This window comes from Vibrio sp. 10N.261.51.C6, assembly GCF_041471785.1.
Classification (GTDB): Bacteria; Pseudomonadota; Gammaproteobacteria; order Enterobacterales; family Vibrionaceae; genus Vibrio; species Vibrio crassostreae_C.
This window is the reverse complement of the sequence record NZ_JBFRPB010000049.1, coordinates 1-22,194: the sequence shown is the minus strand read 5'-3', so window position 1 is coordinate 22,194 and position 22,194 is coordinate 1. Positions and strand designations below refer to the sequence as shown.

The 22,194-nt window shown below is 46.2% G+C and carries 6 protein-coding genes; 4 read left to right on the top strand and 2 right to left on the bottom strand.

The annotated features are described in order from the left end of the window. The first annotated feature begins 1 nt into the window (after position 1). The 4 genes from AB4375_RS13010 (at position 2) to AB4375_RS12995 (ending at position 5,067) form a co-directional block, all read left to right on the top strand. Entirely contained in the window at positions 2 to 1,552 is a 1,551-nt protein-coding gene (locus AB4375_RS13010) for a DHA2 family efflux MFS transporter permease subunit (protein ID WP_372051743.1), read from the top strand. A gap of 288 nt (positions 1,553 to 1,840) precedes the next feature. Next, positions 1,841 to 3,430, top strand: a complete 1,590-nt coding sequence (locus AB4375_RS13005; protein WP_017068683.1) for a response regulator — start codon at positions 1,841 to 1,843, stop codon at positions 3,428 to 3,430. After that, entirely contained in the window at positions 3,424 to 3,756 is a 333-nt protein-coding gene (locus AB4375_RS13000; protein ID WP_017060508.1) for an Hpt domain-containing protein, read from the top strand. The genes AB4375_RS13005 and AB4375_RS13000 overlap by 7 nt, the downstream gene beginning before the upstream one ends. A gap of 414 nt (positions 3,757 to 4,170) precedes the next feature. Next, positions 4,171 to 5,067, top strand: a complete 897-nt coding sequence (locus AB4375_RS12995) for an RNA polymerase sigma factor RpoD/SigA (protein WP_017060509.1) — start codon at positions 4,171 to 4,173, stop codon at positions 5,065 to 5,067. A 187-nt stretch (positions 5,068 to 5,254) separates the two neighbouring features. On the opposite strand, the gene AB4375_RS12990 is transcribed toward AB4375_RS12995, so the two are convergent. After that, positions 5,255 to 5,608: a hypothetical protein gene (locus AB4375_RS12990; protein ID WP_017072193.1), complete on the bottom strand. Its 354-nt coding sequence runs from the start codon at positions 5,606 to 5,608 to the stop codon at positions 5,255 to 5,257. Positions 5,609 to 5,817: 209 nt separating this feature from the next. Continuing rightward, positions 5,818 to 22,194 (bottom strand): tandem-95 repeat protein (locus tag AB4375_RS12985; protein WP_372051742.1); only part of this gene is annotated, 16,377 nt, incomplete at its 5' end.

Genomic DNA, 22,194 nt, shown 5'->3' with positions numbered 1-22,194 from the left:
CATGAGTAACGCTGGTGTTGTCACCCAAACAAATGATGATGACGAGGTTTCGAGACGCCATTGGATCGCCCTATTTGGCGGCTTGATTGGCGCGTTTATGGCGATCTTGGATATTCAGATCACCAACTCGTCTCTCAAAGATATTCAAGGTGCGCTATCAGCCACCTTGGATGAAAGCTCGTGGATCTCTACGTCTTACCTAGTCGCAGAGATGATCGCTATCCCACTCAGTGGTTGGCTTTCTAAAGCGCTCGGTAAACGCCGTTATATCACGTGGACGACAGCCATTTTCACCATTTCATCTTTGTTGTGTTCGTTCTCTTGGAACATGATCTCGATGATCATGTTCCGCGCGATGCAAGGCTTCAGTGGTGGTGCTCTAATCCCGCTTGCTTTCTCGCTGGTGATTCAGTTATTGCCGGTCAACAAGCGTGCTGTGGGTATGGCACTGTTTGGTGTAACCGCGACCTTTGCTCCATCGATTGGCCCTACCTTTGGTGGCTGGCTGACGGAGAACTTCTCGTGGCACTATATTTTCTACATCAATATTCCGCCAGCTTTGCTTGTGATCACCATGATCCGATATGGCTTGGACGATGAAAAGCTCGACCTTGGCACGCTGAAAAAAGCCGATTGGTTTGGTATCGCCACCATGGCATTAGGGCTAGGTTGTTTGGAAGTGGTGTTAGAAGAAGGTAACCGTGAAGAGTGGTTCAGTTCGAGCTTTATTATTGGCTTGAGTATCGTGTCGGCGGTGAGTTTGGTTTACTTCGTGATAAACGAACTCCAACACAAGAAGCCATTGGTTAACCTGCGGCTATTGCGGGATGGGCAATTTGCGATGTCTTGTATCGCCTATTTGATTCTAGGAATGGCATTGCTCGGCTCTATCTATGTTCTACCGATGTATCTCACTCAAATTCAGCAATATAACGCGATGGAAATTGGTGAAGTGCTAATGTGGATGGGTTTCCCACAGCTTCTGATATTCCCAATTGTGCCAAAGCTAACACAGATCATTAAGCCTAAGTACTTGGTTACCTTTGGCTTCGCGATGTTCGGTTTTAGTTGTTACGTAAATACACACATGACAATCGATTTTGGCGGGCAACAGCTGATTTTATCTATGGTTCTGCGTGCTATTGGTAGTCCGTTCATCATGGTTCCGCTGTCTTTGGTTGCCATGAAGAACATCAGCAAAATGGACACGCCAGACGCATCAACGTTAACCAACGTAATGCGGAACTTAGGGGGCGCTTTCAGCATCGCGATTATCGCTACGCTATTGGATAACAAAACCCGTGAGCACTTAGCACACATCAAGGAGTCGCTACCTTCAGTGAGTCAACTTGGTTGGCAGACGCTTCAGCAACAACAAGCGTTTTTCATTCAGTCAGGAAGTGATGCCGCAACTGCGATGCAACAAGCACAAGCAAGTTTACTTGGCACAATGCAACGTGACGCTGCCATCATGGCTTACAACGATGTGTTCTTAATGATGACGGCGTTCTTGGCTTTAGCTGCAGTATTGATTCTAAACATGCGTGATTAGCGCAGGATTTTCGGTAAATAAAGCTTCAAGCAAAGAACAACATTTCGAATAAAAAATCGAATAATAAACAGAGAGGTGAGCTTATCGGCTTGCCTCTTTTTTATTTCTAAAACACGTATAACCCCACTAAAATCAGGTAAAAGTCACCTGCGTTTGAAGGCTTTCATAAATGTTATCTAATACTCTTTAATTACCAATAGTTTATTGAGTGTTTGTATGTGATATAGGCACCTTGACAATGTGCAACTTGACTCCTAAATTAAAAAATAACATTTGGTATTAAGGAAAATGGATTTGACCTTACCAACAGACCTTCGAATTTTGATCGTCGACGACTCTAAAAGCGCAACAATACTTATTAAGCAGCAACTGGCTAGTTTGGGAGTTTCGCGCGACTGTATTTTTATTGCGACCGACTATCGAAAAGCCATTAAAGCGGTCGAGACACACTCTTTTCATGTACTCCTCATTGACTACCACTTAGAACAGTCTTTTACTGGCTTTGAGCTGTTGGGCATTCTGTATCGAAACCGCCTCATCGATCATACTGTGGCGACAATCTTGCTCTCTGGGGATATGCGTCAGGAAACAGTATTAACCGCCCTTTCAGGTGAAGCACACCACTTCGTTTCTAAACCGATTAATACTCAAACGTTGGGTAAAAAGATCCAAAGTGCCGTGTCCGTTTCAAAGAAACTCACCCAACTGAATGATTTGTATCCCATTGCCAGTCAAGAGAGATTAGCTCAAGCTTTGGCGATCTCCCCTAATGGTACTAGCGTTCAGTTCGAAGCGACATTGATTGAACATTTAATTGCAGGTAAGAAATGGCAGTTACTCTCTAGCGTCATTAACAACTCCAAAACCAACATGCACCCAACCAAATTGGTGGCTGAGGCGCTGATTCTCGACAGCTTAGGCAAGCCAAATTTAGCCATAGATAAGCTCCACAATTTTCTAATAGCACAGCCACTCTCATTGAGCGTGATTGACTGCTTAAGCTGTATCTATGAAAAACATAAAATGCTGCTGCCTGCTCTTAAATTAGCGATTCGTGCATTTGAGATGACTCCCAGCATCAGCCATCGTGCAATCAGGGCCATCGACTTAGCTGAGAACGCAGATAACACACATATGATCATAAAGTTAGGTGAGATGTATGCAACCCACATTTCAGCTGCTGACATTGATGTCATCCATTCCATTGGTGCGCACTTTAATTCCTTAAAAGCAACGTATCAGCGCGAGACGCAACTAAAGTACAAACGTATTTTGCTTGAGCACGCCAATCAATTCACCGAGTTGGTAAACCTGAAACTTCCGGTAAAACAACAGCAGCAAGTTTTGGCCAGCCTTGCCCTATTTCAGAGCAGCATATTGCTCATCGAAAATAGCCCTCAGATTGCCCACAAAAAAGTGATTAGAGCTTCGACACTGTTAGCGAACAATTTCCACAGCCAACCGACTTATTTGCTCACTCAGTTATTACCCATGCTCGCCCACTTTGGTGAGTACTCTCTTTATCATTTAACAGTGGAATGTCTCAAATCTCGTGGAGAAGCCATAAATCACCAACTTGAGTCCAAAAATGTCGACCCTTCAACGTGTATAAACATTGAAAATTTGGGTTCGATCCAAGAAATAAAGGACTACATTCACAGTTACCCATATTCAGTTGCCGCCAAACTTGACTATATATACGCCGTCAATAAAGCTCATATAGATGAGAAACTTAGCGACGACTATCTAGAAGAAATCTTACAGTTAGAACTTCCTCCAAAATGGAATCAATGGATTAGTGATTCATCAAGGTATGGTTATTCCACTAAGCCGCCTAGCCCATTTTCAACATTCAGCCGACAGGAGTCCACATGCTAGACTTTGATGCTTTAAACGCCTATTTAGACAATGACAGAGACGTCATTTACGCCGTTTTGTCTACATATCAAGAAGACCATGGCAATTCGCTACAAGAGATCGAAGAGTTGGTTCAACAACAAGATTGGGGCAAGCTTCATTTTACCGTGCACACCTTAAAAGGCATTTTAGCCAGCTTTGGTGAAGAAACGGCCACAGTTGCATTGGAAAGAGTAGAACAAAACACACTCAATAAGCTTGCGCCGCAAGATGATGATCTTTCGGTTATCTACAGCGAAATGAAGATCATTAATCAGCAAATCGATGAGGTTCTTAGCACTTATTAGTCGATAGAATTAAAACGTGCATGGCGATACTTAACAGCCGACACAGCTAAAAGAGTTGAGGTGCTTGGAAACATTGAACCTCGACTCTTAACATTTTTCTCATCATTTCTCCTCTCAATTATAGTTCTAACCCACACCTATAAATTCACGTCATTTATCTAGATAAACCGATGTATAACACATGCTTTATAAACTATCCGTCTTAATGTTTTAAACGAAAAACCAACACACTTGATGAGATGCAAAATAGTTAAATATTTGTAGATCTTTTTGTGACATAAACATACGAAATTGCATTTTATTTATTGGTAAAGAAGAAATTGTTATCTACACTCTAATGAAACCAAGCGTTAATCACTTGGTGGCATAATAAAAAAAACTAAAACGTTCAGTCGGCTAGATAAGGACAAGGAAATGAACAACGATAGTTTTGCTGCGTTTCAGGGGCTCACGGATGAAACACCCATTACCGAATCATTTTCTACCAGTGCAGACCCTTATGCTCATTATCTGAAAGATATTGTTGGCATTGATCTGCTGTCGCGTGAAGATGAGGTGTATTACGCAAAATTGAATCGCGCGGGTGATAAAAAAGCGCGTGATGTCATGATCGAATCAAACCTGCGCCTTGTTGTGAAAATCGCAAAGAGTTACCTAAAACGTAAAGGCAATAATTTCACCCTACTCGACCTGATCGAGGAAGGCAACATTGGCTTGATTAAGGCCATCGACAAATACGATCCAGAACCAGGCTATCGTTTTTCAACCTATGCTGTTTGGTGGATCCGCGAAAACATTGAAGCCGCACTCATGAACACGGGTCGAACCGTTCGATTGCCAGCCCACGTGTGTAAAGAAATAAACAGCCTCGCCTCAAAAAAGCTCGATGCAAGCAAAAAAATGAGTAAAGAGGTTTCAATTTCTGAGCTATCAGACAGTTCAGGTGTAAAGGCCGAACGCGTCGATCAACTGGTGGCGTTAAGCGGGTTTATTGACGTGACGACAACGGTTGGAACTAGCCATGCGCCTATGGTGCTTGATCAATGCGAAAGTGAATATATCCCAGACCCTCAACAAGATTGTGAGGATCAATCCTTTACCCAAGCTCTAGAACAAATCATCTATACACTTCCTCCAAAATTACAAAAGGTGCTCATCCACCGTTTTGGTTTCTTTGATAACAAGGTGAAAACGCTGTCTGAGGTCGGACAAATGTTGGATGTGAATGTTTCTAATGAACGTGTTAGACAAATGCAGAAAGAAGCGGTCGAAAGAATTCAAAAACGACTCAAATTTGATGGTTGGGTGTAAGTCGTAGCCCAGTTGAGAATTAGTTGAAAATAACGTTAAGCCAAAACAAAGACCTTTAGGGTGAGCCTCCAAGCTTGCCCTTTTTGTTTGCTGATTCGTTAGAAAAATAAAAAAATCGTAAGCACACGAACCCTAAGTCGCTAATCCCTAATGCCTAATGAAAAATGACAAATGCCACACCATTAACTTACCTTAAAGAAGTGACTCGCTCACTGCGCAAAATGAGATAATTGATATAAGTGGTTTCAAGACAATCTTGTTCCCACACTGATAAAATCCGTTTAGCCGCAAAATAATAATCTTTGTTTCTCAACAACATCCCAACGGTGCGGCTAAGCTTTTCAAATCGAACGTGATCGCTCGCAGAGATGTAGTCATCTTCACTTTCAATAATGGGCGCTAAACCATCAGCAAACCAATTATTCAATATTTCTCGCATCTCTAATTCGGACTCAGGCACATCCACACTCGACAACTCTCGATGTTGAGGTGGTGGCACTATGTACTTCGACGCTTGCGGTGAACTGACATAACGATACATGTCGTCCCTCCTGTCTAACTGACCCTTCTAATAATTAAGGACATATTTACCTGTTCTCAAGTTTATTTATCGAAACAAACAACAAAAAAATTAAAAAAAGCCATGTATCAATAACTCTACATGGCTTTAATGAGGGCAACTTTACGCTGCCCTATCTCCTTGTTGGCTTAGACTAAATGTCGGTTTAGACTAAAACTAAGCTCTCTCGATTAAATCGAGCTTTGGTCGAAGTCGTTGCCTTGATCAGTTCCAGTTTGAGAATCTGAATCGAAGCTTCCAGAGTCGTCCGTGAAGTCAACACCTTGGTCTTGACCACCTGAACTTGTCCAGTCGCTGCCACCAGATTCCATACCCGCCATGTCCGGTTGCTGTTCTTGCGTAGAACCTTGCATGGTGTATTGATCATCGACCTCAACTTCAACAGAACCGCTAGCACCGTCTATTGAGCTACCCAATTCGTCGTAACCTTGGAATTGGATCTCGCTAGTACCTTCATAACCTTCTGGAAGTTCAACGGATACAGGCTGCTCTAGGTTGCCACTGATTGTGAAGCTACCATCACCGTTATCCAGTGCGTTGCTCACAGTAGCGCCCTCAGGTAAGCCAGACATATCAGCGTAATCAACCGATTCGTTACCACTCACCTCATCTGGAATCGAGATAGAGATAGTATCGCCCGGTGCCGCGGTTACATCGGCTGTACTGTCTTCAGTTTCAGCATCTTGAGCTTGGTCATCAGCTTGTTGAGCCACTTCCACTTGTTGCTCTTCTGTTTCTTGAGCAGCTTGGACTTGTGGTTCATCACTTTGTACTGAATCATCTTCAACTTGGATGCTTAAGCTGTGACTTGATACTTCACCGCCGTCGTTAACTTCAACATTCATCGCTAGGTTGCCATCGAAGTCTTCGTTCGGCCAGTAAGTCCACTCACCGTCACCAGATTGAGCAAAGAAGCCAGCATCGTTCGCGTCTGCAACATCAACAACTTGTGCAGAATCACTCACGCCCAACTCATCCACCAGCTGTGCATCCGTGATAGTTAGTGAACCATCATCAGCTATGGCATAACCTTCACTCGCCGCCACTTCATCTCCGCCTTGGATATCCACATTGAAGAAGCTTTCGATGCGATTTTCGCCATCGGTCGCTATAAACCCAACTTGAACATCTCCGGTGTAGTCTTCAGCAGGTGTGAATTGATAGTTACCTTGGTTATCGCTCTCTATTACACCCTGACCTTCCATCAAGCTTACTGACTCAATGCTCAAGCTGTCGCCTTCCGCATCGCTCAGGTTCGCTAACATGTCTTCATCAGTGAACGACAAGGTGGCATCCGCTGCGATTTCCGTCGTTGTGATGCTGTTAACTTCTGGTGCTGCATTCTCTTGTGAGTCGCCTTCTTTCACGACTACGCCAGTTTGCTCATCATGAAGCACGCCATCTTTATCAACTACGTACGCAATGTCTGCTTCGCCCGTGAAGCCTGGTGCTGGTGTGAACGTCCAAGTGCCATCGCCATTATCGACAATCTCACCTTGGCTGCGGTCAGCAAGATGAACCAGTTTCACTTCATCATCGCTGTCAGCATCCACATTCTCAGCCAATCCGATTAGGTCGTCCGCCGTTAGGATGATGGAATCACCCGCCACAGTTTCGAAATCACCTGAATCGATACCATCATCAAACGCTTCCGGCTCATCTCCGTAATCAACCGTTGTTGCGCTTACGGTTACGAAGAACTCACCATGGAAGTCTTCAGGCGGCGTCATTTGAATGTTTGAGATATCCCAGTCGAACAGGTCGATGTATTGACCCGGCTCGGTGATCATCACGGTATTCACACCATCTGTTACCTCGAATCCAACAGGGAAACCTGTCATCACCAAGTTACTTAGTGTTTCTGAATCATCGACTAGGCCAACGTTCAGTCCCAAGTGACCCGTTTCATCTTCGCCGAAGACTAATGGACCGTCATGGTCAGTTGAAATAACCGCGCCATCTGCGACAGGACGTACGTACACAGGAACATCGAGAACCGTTTCGAACTCACCGTCACTCACGACAACTTGTAGGTCAGAAACACCCGCAAAGTCGCCTGTTGGTGTGAATGTCCAAGTACCATCACCGTTGTCTGTAACTTCTCCGCCATCTTCACCGTCTGCGGTGATAATGCGAGAAACAACAAGGTCTGCGGTATCAATGTCACCGAACAAGTTCATCAAGTCGCCAGCATCGAAGGTGAACGCGCCATCTTCGTTGGTGGTCATCATTGCGTTGCCGACATTGAATGGTGCGTCGTTAACCGGAATGACATCCACATTCAGCGAGCCATCAACCACTTCTTCACCGTCAGTAGCTTGATAACCGAGTTCTACTAAGCCATTAAAGTCTTGAGTAGTCACTAAGTGATACATGCCGTCTGGTTGCTGAGTTAAGGTCGCATTCGCTGGTGCTCGTACTGTGATGCTCTCAATGCTGATCTCGTCGCCATCAAGGTCTGTCACTTGACCCGCGATGTAAGCAGGGTCAATCACCATGACCACATCTTCTTCGCCTTGCATCTCAATGGTTGGCGCTTCAGGTGCATCATTCACTGGCGTAACATCGATGTTGCCGTCGACTGAAATTGTCTCTTGGCCATCGCTAACGTTAAACGTCATTGGCACATCGCCATTGAAGTTTTCGTTTGGTGTAAATGACCAAGTACCATCTTCGTTATCTAGCAACTCACCCAAGCTAGGGTCGATTTGTAGACCAGAAGCCGACAGCTCGTCTGCGGTGTTATCGATGTCGGTAGCTTGAGCTAACAACATGTCTTGTGTGATAAGAATGGTGCTGTCTTCGGCTGTGGTTAGTTTCACATCCTCAGATTCAGGTCCATCGTTCACAGCCAGAACTTCGATACCTGCCGTTGTTGTTGCCGTTGCACCGTCATCATCGGTCACGACCACATCTAGGCTGATATCACCATTAAAGTTCTCGTTTGGCGTGAAGGTCACAGACCCATTATCGTTTTGAACCAAGGTGCCGTCAGAGCCTGAGTAAGTCACGCTTTCAAGTGACACTTCACCATCAACGTCAGAGCTATTAGCAATTAACTGCTCAGGGCTGATTGTGATGGTGCCATCTTCGTTCATTTGGTAAGACGTAGAACCCGCTACCGGCGCATCGTTAACATCCGTTACCGTCACACCAATATTGGCATCGACTGTCTCAGTGCCATCAGTCACTGTGAAGCCTAGGTTGACATCGCCATTGAAGTTCTCGTTCGGAGCAAAGCTATAAGTGCCGTCACCGTTATCAGTGAACACACCTTCTGCGCCCGTGTAAGACACGTCAACGATAGACAAGTCATCGCCGTCAATGTCTGCAGCACCTGCTAGTAGGTCTGCATCCGTGAAGATTAGCGTTCCATCTTCCTCAACAGTAAAGTTTTGGTCTTCTGCTGTTGGTAGGTCATTGACTGGGTTAACCGTTAGGTCGACTCCAGCTTGAACAGTTTCAAGGCCATCTGACACATCGAAGCTCAAATCAATGTCACCGTTGAAATCAGCATCCGGAGTGATAGTAAATGAACCATCTTCGTTCGCTGTTACTGTCGCATTGTCACCTGCAGATAGGTTGCTTGCGGTTAGTGCATCACCATCAACATCGGATGCGTTAGCCAGCAACTGCTCTTGAGATAGCGTAATTGAACCGTCTTCATCAACCGAGTAAGCCACGTTTCCGGCAACAGGTGCGTCATTAACTGCAATGACTTCAATACCAGCGGTAGTCTGAGCCGTCGCACCGTCGTCATCAATAACCGTCACATCAAGGTTGATGTCGCCGTTAAAGTTTTCGTTTGGTGCGAACGTTACCGAACCATCTTCATTTTGAACCAAGATACCGTCTGCACCTGAGTAGCTCACGCTATCAAGCGACACTTCACCGTCCACATCGGAGCTATTAGCAATCAACTGCTCAGGGCTCAATGTGATGGTGCCATCTTCGTTCATTTGGTAAGACGTTGCGCCTGCCACAGGTGCATCGTTAACGTCTGTTACCGTTACGTCGATGTTTGCATCGACTGTCTCAGTGCCGTCAGATACTGAGAAGTCTAGGCTTACGTCACCATTGAAGTTCTCGTTCGGTGCAAAGGTGTAAGTGCCATCGCCATTGTCGGTGAACACACCCTCTGTGCCAGTGTAAGACACGTCGGCAACTGAAAGCTCATCACCATCAATATCAGAAGCACCCGCTAGCAGTTGCTCGTCTGTAAAGGTAAGTGAACCGTCTTCTTCAATGGTGTAAGCCACATCTTCTACAACTGCGATGTCATTCACTGGATTCACAGTAAGGTCGGCCGTTGCGACAACCGTTTCAGTACCATCAGAAAGGTCGAAGCTTAGGTCAATATCGCCATTGAAGTCAGCATCTGGGGTAATGGTAAATGAACCATCATCGTTTGCCGTAACGGTCGCGTTATCACCCGCGGTTAGGTTGGCAGCGGTAAGATCATCGCCGTCCACATCCGATGCTTGAGCAAGCAGTTGCTCTTGGCTTAGCGTGATTGAACCATCTTCATCCACAGAGTAAGCCAAGTCACCCGATACTGGTGGATCGTTAATTGGAAGAACATCAATACTTGCGCTGGTGGCTACTGTCGCACCGTCTTCATCTGTCACCACTACATCGAGGCTAACATCACCGTTAAAGTTTGCGTTCGGTGCAAAGCTGAATGTACCGTTACCATTGTCAGTAAAGATGCCGTCAGCGCCGGTGTAAGTAACGCTATCAATCGCCACTTCACCTTCAATATCAGAAGAGTTCGCCAACAGTTGCTCTGCACTGATGGTGATAACTTCATCTTCGTTGACTGAGTAACTGGTTGAGCCTGCGATTGGCGGATCGTTCACCTCAAGTACGGTGATTCCCGCGGTGGTCGCTTCTGTTGCCCCTTCTTCATCGGTAACAACAACCGCTAAGCTCACATCACCATTGAAGTTCTCGTTTGGCGAGAAGGTGTAAGTGCCGTCACCGTTGTCTTCGAACACACCGTCACTGCCAGTGTAAGTCACGCTATCAATCGCAACCTCACCTTCAATATCTGAAGAGTTGGCTAATAGCTGTTCGTTACTGATCGTGATTGAGTTGTCTTCATGCACAGTGTAAGACGTGCTACCCGCCACTGGTGGATCGTTCTCAGGCGTCACGCTCACATCAATGTTGGCTTGAACCGTATCCGTGCCATCTGACACATCAAAGCTGAAGTTCACATCACCATTGAAGTTCTCGTTTGGCGCAAAGCTGTAGCTTCCGTCACCATTGTCGGTAAGCACACCATCAGCACCAGTGTATGTCACACCTTCGACTGTTAGGTCATCACCTTCAACATCCGTCGCACCCGTTAACAGGTCAGCGTCAGTGAAGTTAAGAACCCCATCTTCACCAATAGTGAATGCTTGGTCTTGTGGCTCTGGCGCATCATTGACAGGTGTTACCGTCAAGTCTAGGCCAGCCGCGACCATGTCTTCTCCATCGGTTACATCGTAACTAAATTCGATATTACCGTTGAAGTTTTCACTCGGTGTAATGGTGAAACTGCCATCGTCGTTCATTTGAACGGTCGCATTTTCATCATTGGTGGTTAGGTTGATTGCTGATAGGTCATCACCATCAATGTCGACAGCGTGCTCTAGCAACTGCTCTTGAGTTAGCGTGATGCTGTTATCTTCGGCTGTAACGGCACTAATATCACCGTCAACTTCTGGAGCATCGTTCGCAGGTGAGATGTGAATCGTCACGTCTTGCGTAGCTGTTGCGGTTGTACCGGTATCAACATCTGTTGATGTTGCATTCACAGTTAGAACCACATCACCATTGAAGTCACCTGAAGGGATAAACTCTAGCCCTTCTAGCTCGCCTGGTTGCAATGACCATGTGCCATCACCGTTATCGGTACCTGCAGAAAGCGAGCTGCCTTCCGGCACATCTTCAATCAAAATAGCAAGGTTTTCTGAACCATCGGTATCAGTAAGCGCCGCATCAATATCAAGTGGTACAGGTGTATCTTCGGTACCAATGATTTGGTAATCCGCGTCAGACACTGTGATTTCAATGTTATCGATGCCAAACGACTCATCACTCACACCTTGGTTCAAGGTTGAACCGAAGCCTAACTCAAGTTGGCCGTCTTCAACGGGTACCGTTAGGTTGATTTGGTGCGCTTGGTCGTTCCAACCACTGAAACCTTCACCTTGCGATACGCCATGAACCACTTCGCCGACTTCATTTCCTTCTGAATCGTAAAGCGTTGTTGTGCCATCTTGAGTACGGAACGCAGAATTATCTAATGTCGTTAGCTCTTCACCGCCGACAAAGATTTGGAACGACTCACCATCCCAAGAATCAATTTCGTAGAAGTTGAACGAGATATTAACTTCGCTCACATCACTTGGAATGTCGTAAGTTTTGCTGACGGCTTCATCACCGCCCGTTCCACCAATACGACCTAGCATGTCACCCGACTCGAAGCCTTGAGAGCTTTCTGTGCCTGTATTCCAACCGTTTGAGCCAGACTCGAAGTTGTCTGAAGCAATCACTAGGTCAGAAGCAATCGACAGCTCTGGCATATCAACCACAGATTGAACATCAATCGTCGCTTCTGCTGGTACTGTCGCGGTACCGTCATTCACGTCGAACGTCACATTCACATTGCCGTCGAAGTTTTCATTCGGTGCGAATGTGTAAGTGCCGTCGCCGTTATCAACCAAAGTACCGCTATCTGAAGCCACATTTTCAACCGATAGGTTATCACCATCAATGTCGCCCGCATTTTGCAGCAGTTGTTCTTCTGTGAAGGTAAAGCTGGTGTCTTCTTGAGTCACAAATTGTGGCTCACCGACTGTTGGCAAGTCATTAACTGGGTTAACCGTTAGGTCAGCTGTTGCTTGAAGCGTCGCATCGCCATCAGTAATGTCGAAGTTCAAATCAATGTCGCCATTGAAGTTAGCATCTGGCGTGATAGTGAAACTACCATCATCGTTTGCTGTAACTGTTGCATCACCACCAACAGTTAGATTAGCCGCTGTTAAGTCATCGCCGTCAACATCGCTCGCTTGAGCAAGTAATTGCTCTTGGCTCAAGGTAATTGAACCGTCTTCGTCCACGCTGTACGCCAAGTCACCCGATACTGGAGCATCATTAACAGGCAGAACATCAATGCTTGCGTTGGTTGCTACGGTTGCGCCTTCTTCGTCAGTAACGACAACATCAAGGCTTACATCGCCATCGAAGTTAGCGTTTGGTGCGAAGCTGAATGTTCCGTCACCATTGTCGGTAAAGATACCGTCTGAACCTGTGTAGTTAACGCTATCAATTGCCACTTCACCTTCGATATCAGAAGCGTTCGCCAACAGTTGCTCTGAACTGATGGTGATAACTTCGTCCTCGTTGACTGAGTAGCTCGTTGAGCCTGCGATTGGTGGATCGTTCACCTCAAGTACAGTAATACCCGCGGTGGTCGCTTCAGTTGCGCCCTCTTCATCAGTTACGACAACATCAAGGCTAACTTCGCCGTTGAAGTTTTCGTTTGGTGAGAAGGTGTAAGTACCGTCACCGTTGTCTTCAAAGACACCGTCAGCGCCAGTGTAAGTCACGCTATCGACTGCCACATCACCTTCAATGTCAGAAGAGTTAGCAAGTAACTGTTCGTCGCTGATGGTAATTGAGTTGTCTTCATGAACGGTGTAAGACGTGCTACCTGCAACCGGTGGATCGTTCTCTGGTGTCACGCTGACATCAATGTTGGCTTGAACTGTATCCGTGCCATCTGACACATCAAAACTGAAGTTCACATCACCATTGAAGTTTTCGTTTGGCGCAAAGCTGTAGCTTCCATCGCCATTATCAGTAAGAACACCATCCGCACCTGTGTAAGTAACGCCTTCAACCGACAGGTCATCCCCATCAATGTCAGTCGCACCTGTCAGCAAGTCTTCATCAGTGAAGTTCAAGATGCCGTCTTCGCCGATGCTGAACGTTTGATCTTGTGGTTGTGGAAGGTCATTGACTGGGTTAACGGTTAGGTCAGCCGTCGCAACGAGCGTGTCTGTACCGTCGCTAATGTCGAACGTTAGGTCAATGTCACCATTGAAGTTCGCATCTGGCGTAATGGTAAAGCTGCCGTCATCGTTAGCAACAACCGTCGCGTCTCCATCAACAATCAAGTTAGAAGCAGTAAGGTCGTCTCCGTCTACATCGCTTGCTTGAGAAAGAAGCTGCTCTTGGCTCAAGGTAATCGAACCGTCTTCCTCAACACTGTATGCCAGGTCGCCTGATACTGGCACGTCGTTGATTGGTAATACATCAACCGTAATAAACGTATCAACTTGAGCGCCGTCTTCATCTTGAATGGTCACATCCAACTGCACTTGGCCGTTGAAGTTTTCATTCGGAGCGAAGCTACATGTACCGTCACCATTGATTGAGAAGATACCGTCTGGGCCATCGTAGTTGATCTCAACAAGCTCAACATCACCTTCAATATCAGAAGCGTTCAACAGAACTTGAGACTCATTGAAAGTCAGTACTGAATCTTCATCGATGGTGTATGACGTTGGGCCAGCAACTGGCGGATCGTTCACCTCAAGGACTGTAATGCCCGCCGTTGTTGCTTCAGTCGCGCCATCTTCATCCGTCACGACAACATCTAGGCTAACTTCGCCATTGAAGTTCTCGTTTGGAGAGAAGGTATATGTGCCGTCACCGTTGATTTCCAGAACACCGTCGCTACCACTGTAAGTCACGTTATCAATTGCGACTTCGCCTTCAATATCCGAAGAGTTCGCTAGCAATTGTTCGTTACTGATCGTAATAGAGTTGTCTTCATGAACCGTGTAAGACGTGCTACCCGCAACCGGAGGATCATTCTCTGGCGTCACGCTCACATCAATGTTAGCGGTTACCGTATCGGTTCCATCTGATACATTGAACGAGAAGTTCACATCGCCATTGAAGTTTTCATTCGGCGCGAAACTGTAGGTGCCATCGCCATTATCGGTTAGGACACCATCTGCGCCAGTGTAAGTTACACCTTCAACACTTAGGTCGTCCCCTTCAATGTCCGTTGCACCTGTTAATAGGTCTTGGTCATTGAACGTTAACACGCCATCTTCGCCGACTGTGAATGCGTGGTCTTGTGCTTCTGGACCGTCATTTACTGGTGAAACTGTTAACTCAAGGTTGGTAGAGACAACATCATCACCATCAGACACATCAAACGTAAAGCTCACATCGCCATTGAAATCAGCATCTGGCGTTAATGTGTACGTACCATCACCGTTATCGGTAATCGTAACGCTCTCATCATCGGTTGCTAAATTCAGAGCCGTCAACTGATCGCCATCTAAATCACGCGCATTAGCCAATAAGTCTTCTTGCGTAATGATGATTGAACCATCTTCTTCAACCGTTGCAGAAACCGGAAGTGCTTCAGGTGCGTGCTCAATGTGCGCGCCTGTCGCGTTAATGTAGATGGTTTGAGATACCGTTTCAGAATCATCATTCGATAACTCTGTCGCAGTTGCGGTTACATGAACTTCAAGCTGCTCATTGAAGTCTTCTGGTAACTGGATTTGTAACGCATTTTCGATAGCCGTTGTTGGTAAGTTCACCGTACCATCAGGGCCAACCGTTACTTCACCGCTGTAGATTTGGCTGTTCACTTCACCGACATCGATTGTGAAGTTGAAGTCAGAATAGTCAGCATCTCCGCCGCCATACAAATCTTCAAATCCGTAAACCAGCTCGCCGTCTTCATTAACCGTAGTACGAGTATGTTCGATACCATCTTGGTTTAGCTGAGAGCTTGAACCACCATGGAAGATCGCGTCACCATTCTGGCCTTGAATCACTGTCTCGGTTCCATCAGCAGCCACAAAGACAAGTTGAGGATCAACCGTATCCATGTTCGCAGGCGAACCATCCTCAGCACGGAACTCGTACTGACCGTCTTGCATCGCATCAAAGTCGTTGTGCTGATGTCCGTTTGGAATTAAGAACAGGTTAAAGCTTTCGCCTTCCTCGACTTGGAAGCTGAATTGATCTTGCCCTGGAACAAGGTCGCCGCCACCACCAACTTGTGATGCGTTTTCGTAAACAACTTCAACACCTGTGATGTTGCCGTCTTCGTCTACTTTGTAGTAACCCGCAGCGTTTTGGTAGCCAGCCGTCTCACCTTCAAACGTTACTGTGATTTCAGTGTCGTTGTAACTGGTGATACCGTTCTCTTGGTCATTCAGAACGCCTTCGTTATCGTATTGAATAACCGAACCTTCTGGCACACCATCTACTGTAACAGTGAGTGTTTCAGACAAGTCTTGGTCGACAAGTGCCGCAGCAATGTTCAGTTCAACAATACCGCCTGGCTCAACCAAAATCGCCTGGTCGTCGACGTTAACACCATCACCATCCGTGATAACTAAGTCAGGCGCATCAGCAACTGCTTCAATGTGAACATTAATGTCTTGTTCAACTTCATCCGTACCGTCTGTCACAGTAAAGCTGAACTGCAGATCACCACTGAAGTGCTCTTCAGGAACGAAGCTGAACGTGCCATCGCCGTTGTCGGTTACTGTGCCTTCATCACCAGAGTAATTGATGCTGGTAACGCTTAGGTCGTCGCCATCAATATCAATTGCAGCACTCAATAGATCTTCTTGAGTGAACAGGATGCTGCCATCCTCTTCGATGTGGTACATTCCTGGAGCAACAATTGGAATGTCATTCACCGGATTAACGGTCAATGTCATATCATTAGACGTGCTCAGCTCACCGTCGCTCACCTCATAAGTGAATGCAATATCGCCATTGAAGTTCTCTGAAGGTGTCACTGTGTACGTGCCATCACCATTGTCTACAATGCTGGCATTTGGATCGTTAGTTTCAAGCGCGCTTGCAAACAACTCATCGCCATCTTGGTCGCTCGCGTTCTCCAACAACATTTCTTGTGTAACGAGGATTGAACCATCTTCGTCGACATCTGCCACCATTGGCGTCGCTTCTGGCGCATCGTTGACGAACTCAACTTTTAGGTCGATGTTTGCGGCAACCACATCAGTGCCATCGCTCACATCAAACGCTAAGTCAACGTTACCGAAGAAGCCCTGCTCTGGTGTTAATGTGTATGTTCCATCGCCATTGTCTGTGACTTCTACCGTGTCGCTTGCACTCGTCACATTCACAACTGACAGTTCGTCGCCTTCAATGTCTGTCGCTTGTGCTAATAGTTCAGCTTCGGTAATGGTAATCGCTTGACCGTCTTCCGTAGTGAAAGACATGTCAGGCACGTCTGGAGCATCGTTGATAGGGTTTACGGTTAGGTTGAGGTCAGCCGCAACAGTTTCGATCGCGTCAGTGACATCATAAGTAAACTCAATCTCACCAAAGAAATCTGCACTTGGTGTAATAGTGAAGCTACCGTCTGGGTTTTCTACAACAACCGCATTTGGATCGTTGGTCGCTAAGTTAACGGCTTCAAGGTTGTCGCCATCGACATCCGTCGCATTCGCTAACAGATCCTCTTGAGTGATAGTGATTGAACCATCTTCATCAACAGCGGCTTCAATTGGACCACCAACCTCTGGGCCTTCATTGACAATTTCAACGTCAACTCTTGCTGTACTTGGTGCGCTTGCTTGGCCATCACTGATATCGAAAGTCAGATTCACTTCACCGTAGAAGTCTTCTGCAGGTTCGAAGGTAAAGGTATTATCACCGTTATCCGTTAACGTACCTTGCGTTTGGTCTGCAAGTAATAGGTTTTCGACATGAAGAATGTCGCCATCAACATCGGTAGCACCAGACAATAGGTCTTTCGCTTCGATGATCATGGAGCCGTTTTCAAGCATTTGGGTGTGCAATGGTTCACCCGGAACCGGCACATCATTGACTGGTACGACCGTTAGGTCTAGATGCGTTGCGACTTCATCAGTTCCATCAAACACCTTGTAGTCGATGTCGATTTCACCATTGAAGTTTTCATTCGGCATGAAGGTAAACGTACCATCGCCGTTATCAACTAGCTCACCGTTATCACCACCGTAAGTGATGTCAGAAATAGACAGCGTATCGCCTTCGACATCTGTGGTGTTCGCTAGCAAGTCATCGGCACTGAACGTGATACCTTCATCTTCATCTGTCGATAGAACAATCGGGCCAGAAACGATTGGCGCATCATTTACTGATTCGAAATTGATATTGATGATATTGCTGTCTGTCAGCTCACCATCGGTAACTTGGTAACCAAGTTCGATTTCACCATGGAAGTTTTCATCCGGTGTTACCGTCCAAGTGCCATCACCATTATCGGTGAGTGTTGCATGCTCTGAGTTTTCACCCACTAGCTCTAGATTTTCAATATCAAGGTCGTCGCCATCAATATCAGATGCTTGCGCCAGTAGTTGCTCTTCGGTAATCACAACCGAAGCAAACTGGGCAGAACCATCGGTATCGACAGTAATATTCGGAAGATCAGCCGTTAACTCGATTTCGTTGTCACCCGCATGGATATTCAACTCAACCGTTTCAGTAATCTCTGAGCCATCTACACCAATCGATGTAAACACCGCTTCATCATGACAAGTTTGTGACACTGTCATGTTTTGAACGACGTAAGTACCATTACCTTGCACGGTACCGAGCTCAAAGTAGGACACTGGTTGATCAACCGTTAGCGTGTAATCTGTCTCGAAAGTACCACGGTCTTCTTTGTGGTAAGTCATCGAGTCAATTAGGTCGCCATCCTCATTGAACGCTTTGATTTCTACTTCTGTAAAGTGACGAGACTCTTCCATGAACCAGCCACCCAAACCATCTAGGTGGAAACTGATTTCATTGATGTCTTGACCTTCAACTGAAACCGTCAGTTTCTCATCACCACTTAAGCCTTGGCGGTCAGTATCACCGATACCATGACCAATGTGGGTGTTGCCATTCCAGGCACCAAGAGGGTCATCGTTACTTTGAACAGTTACCGTTAAGTCACCATCTGAGAACTCACGCGTATAAGGGTCAACTTCTGTACCCCAATCATCCACACTCGCGTTATCGTCAAACGTACCGATTTGTGTGGTGTGTGTACCTTCAGCAAGAGCATCTTCACTTGGAACAAAGCGCACTTCGGTATCTGCAGGAACTTCTTGTCCTACTTCCAGTACCACCCATTCGTCATTCACATTTGCTTCAATGATGCCGTTTTCTGGCGCTTGGTCTAAACGTAGTGCTGGTTCTTCACGAAGTGTCACACCAACTGTTTGGTCTTCTTGCGCTTGGATGAAGATTTCATCGCCCGCTTCTGGCGCATCGTTGACAGGGTTAACCGTCAAGTCGAGTGTCGTCAGAACTTCATTCTCACCATCACTGATGCTGTATGTGAAGTCCAACTCGCCATTGAAGTTTTCTGTGTGCGTAATAGTGAATGAACCATCGTCATTAGTAACAATTGTCGCATCTGGATCGTTGGTTTGTAGGTTAGATGCCGTTAACTCATCACCTTCAACATCGGTCGCATTAGCGAGTAACTGCTCTTGAGTAATGGTGATTGAATTATCTTCATCGACTTCAGCCTGAATGCCCGAAGTTTCAGGTCCGTCATTCACAGCGATAACATCGATGCCAGCGGTTGTGGTTGCGGTTGCACCGTCTTCGTCAACGACAACAACGTCTAGTGAAATATCACCATCGAAGTTTTCATTTGGCGTAAAGGTGTAAGTACCATTGCCATTATCAACAAAAGAGCCGTCATCACCGGAGTACGATACTCCAGACAGTGAAACATCACCTTCTACATCGGAAGAGTTTGCCAATAATTGCTCATCACTGATCGTGATTTGGCCATCTTCTTGAACTGTGTACGATGTTGAGCCCGCTACTGGTGGATCATTCTCAGGCGTTACGCTGACATCAATAACAGCTGATGTTGAATCAGTACCGTCAGAGACATCGAATGAGAATTGAACATCACCATTGAAGTTCTCGTTTGGAGCAAAGCTATATGTGCCGTCGCCATTATCGCTAAGAACACCATCTGCACCTGTGTAAAGTACGTTTTCAATCGACAGTTCATCACCATCAATATCCGACGCACCTGCAAGCAGGTCAGCATCGGTGAAGAGTAACGTACCGTCTTCTTCAATCGTGAACTGTTGATCTTGCGCTTGTGGCAAGTCATTAACCGGATTCACGGTAATGTCTAGGCCAACTTGAACTGAACCACCATCGTTATCGATGATATCGAAGTTCAGATCTAGGTCACCGTTGTAATCTGCGTTCGGTGTGATGGTGTAGCTGCCATCATCATTGTGTTGGATGGTCGCATTTTCATCAGTAGATAGATTGATAGCTTCTAAGTTATCGCTATCGATATCACCTGCTCTTGCTAGCAATTGCTCTTGGCTTAGCGTGATGGAGCTATCTTCATTGATGGTGTAAGCCAAATCGCCCGATACTGGCGCATCATTGATTGGCAATACATCAACGTTAATGTGTGTTTCAACCGTTGCGCCATCTTCATCTTGAATGGTCACACCCAGTTGAACCTGACCATTGAAGTTTTCGTTGGGTGCAAAGCTGCATGTACCATCACCATTTACAGTGAAGATACCGTCAGAGCCATCGTAGTTAATGCCAACAAGTTCTACATCGCCTTCGATATCCGAAGCATTCACAAGAATCTGAGATTCACTGAACGTCAGAACCGAATCTTCGTCAATGGTGTATGACGTTGGACCCGCAACTGGTGGATCGTTCACTTCAAGAACGGTAATACCTGCTGTGGTTTCATCAATTGCACCTTCTTCATCTGCAACAATCACATCAAGGCTGATATCACCGCTGAAGTTTTCATTAGGAAGGAAGGTATAGCTGCCATCGCCGTTATCTTGGAACACACCATCAGTGCCACTGTAAGTCACAGTATCAACCGACACCGCACCTTCAATATCCGAAGAGTTAGCTAGCAACTGTTCATCAGAAATTGTGATGGCATTGTCTTCATTGACCATGTATGAGGTTGAACCCGCAACTGGCGGATCGTTCTCAGGAGTCACACTCACATCAATGTTAGCGCTAACGGTTTCTTTGCCATCAGACACATCGAAACTGAAGTTCACATCGCCATTGAAGTTTTCATTTGGCGCAAAGGTATAAGTACCATCACCGTGGTCGGTCAGTACGCCATCACCACCTGTATAGCTAATACCTTCAACGGTTAAGTCGTCGCCATCAATATCGGTGGCACCGGTAAGTAAGTCGGCGTCTGTAAATTGAAGCGTACCGTCTTCTGCGATACTGAATTGTTGGTCTTGAGGAACCGGCAAGTCATTAACTGGGTTAACAGTAAGATCGGCGGTTGCTTGAACCGTGTCAGTACCGTCAGTGATGTTGAATTGAATATCAATGTCACCATTGAAGTTCGCATCTGGTGTGATGGTGAAACTGCCGTCATCGTTAGCTACAACCGTCGCATCACCACCAACTGTTAAGTCACTTGCGGTTAGATCTTCGCCTTCTACATCGGACGCTTGAGACAACAGCTGATCTTGGCTCAGTGTGATTGAACCATCTTCGTTAACGTTGTAAGCCAAATCACCAGACACTGGCGCATCATTGATTGGTAATACGTCAACATTGATGACGGTTTCCACTTCTGCACCATCTTCATCACGAATGGTGACATCAAGCTGAACTTGGCCATTAAAGTTCTCATTTGGAGCGAAGCTGCAAGTGCCGTCACCATTTACTGAGAAGATACCCTCAGGGCCATCGTAGCTAATACCAACAAGATCAACATCCCCTTCTACATCTGAGGCGTTAAGCAACACTTGAGACTCACTGAAGGTAAGTACTGAGTCTTCATCAATGGTGTAAGACGTAGGGCCTGCAACCGGCGGATCGTTCACTTCAAGAACATTGATGCCCGCGGTCGTTGAGTCGGTCGCACCATCTTCATCAGCAACAACCACATCCAGTGCAATTTCACCGCTGAAGTTCTCATTTGGCGAGAAGGTGTAAGTGCCGTTACCATTGATTTCGAGGACACCGTCGCTACCAGAGTAAGTCACGCTGTCTATCGATACATCACCTTCAATATCTGAAGATGTTGCCAATAGTTGTGCATCAGAAATGGTAATCGAATTATCTTCATTCACCGTGTAGGACGTTGAGCCCGCAACAGGCGGATCGTTCTCAGGAGTCACGCTAACATCAATGTTTGCAGACACGGTATCGGTACCGTCCGACACATCGAAGCTAAAGCTCACATCACCATTGAAGTTTTCGTTTGGAGCAAAGCTATATGATCCCTCACCCAAGTCAGTCAGTACGCCATCAGTGCCTTCATAAGTGATGCCCTCAACCGTCAGGTTATCACCTTCAACGTCTGTCGCGCCTGTAAGCAGATCCGCGTCTGTGAACTGTAAAGTACCGTCTTCTGCAATACTGAACTGTTGATCTTGAGGTACTGGTAGGTCGTTTACTGGGTTAACCGTTAGGTCAGCCGATGCTTGAACGATATTGGCGCCATCAGAGATATCGAAGCTGATATC

What these genes read in the sequence shown, in the direction of transcription:
- AB4375_RS13005 (WP_017068683.1), top strand. Translation starts at nt 1,841, where the DNA reads ATGGATTTGACCTTACCAACAGACCTTCGAATTTTGATCGTCGACGAC.
- AB4375_RS12995 (WP_017060509.1), top strand. Translation starts at nt 4,171, where the DNA reads ATGAACAACGATAGTTTTGCTGCGTTTCAGGGGCTCACGGATGAAACA.
- AB4375_RS13000 (WP_017060508.1), top strand. Translation starts at nt 3,424, where the DNA reads ATGCTAGACTTTGATGCTTTAAACGCCTATTTAGACAATGACAGAGAC.
- AB4375_RS12990 (WP_017072193.1), bottom strand. Translation starts at nt 5,608, where the DNA reads ATGTATCGTTATGTCAGTTCACCGCAAGCGTCGAAGTACATAGTGCCA.
- AB4375_RS13010 (WP_372051743.1), top strand. Translation starts at nt 2, where the DNA reads ATGAGTAACGCTGGTGTTGTCACCCAAACAAATGATGATGACGAGGTT.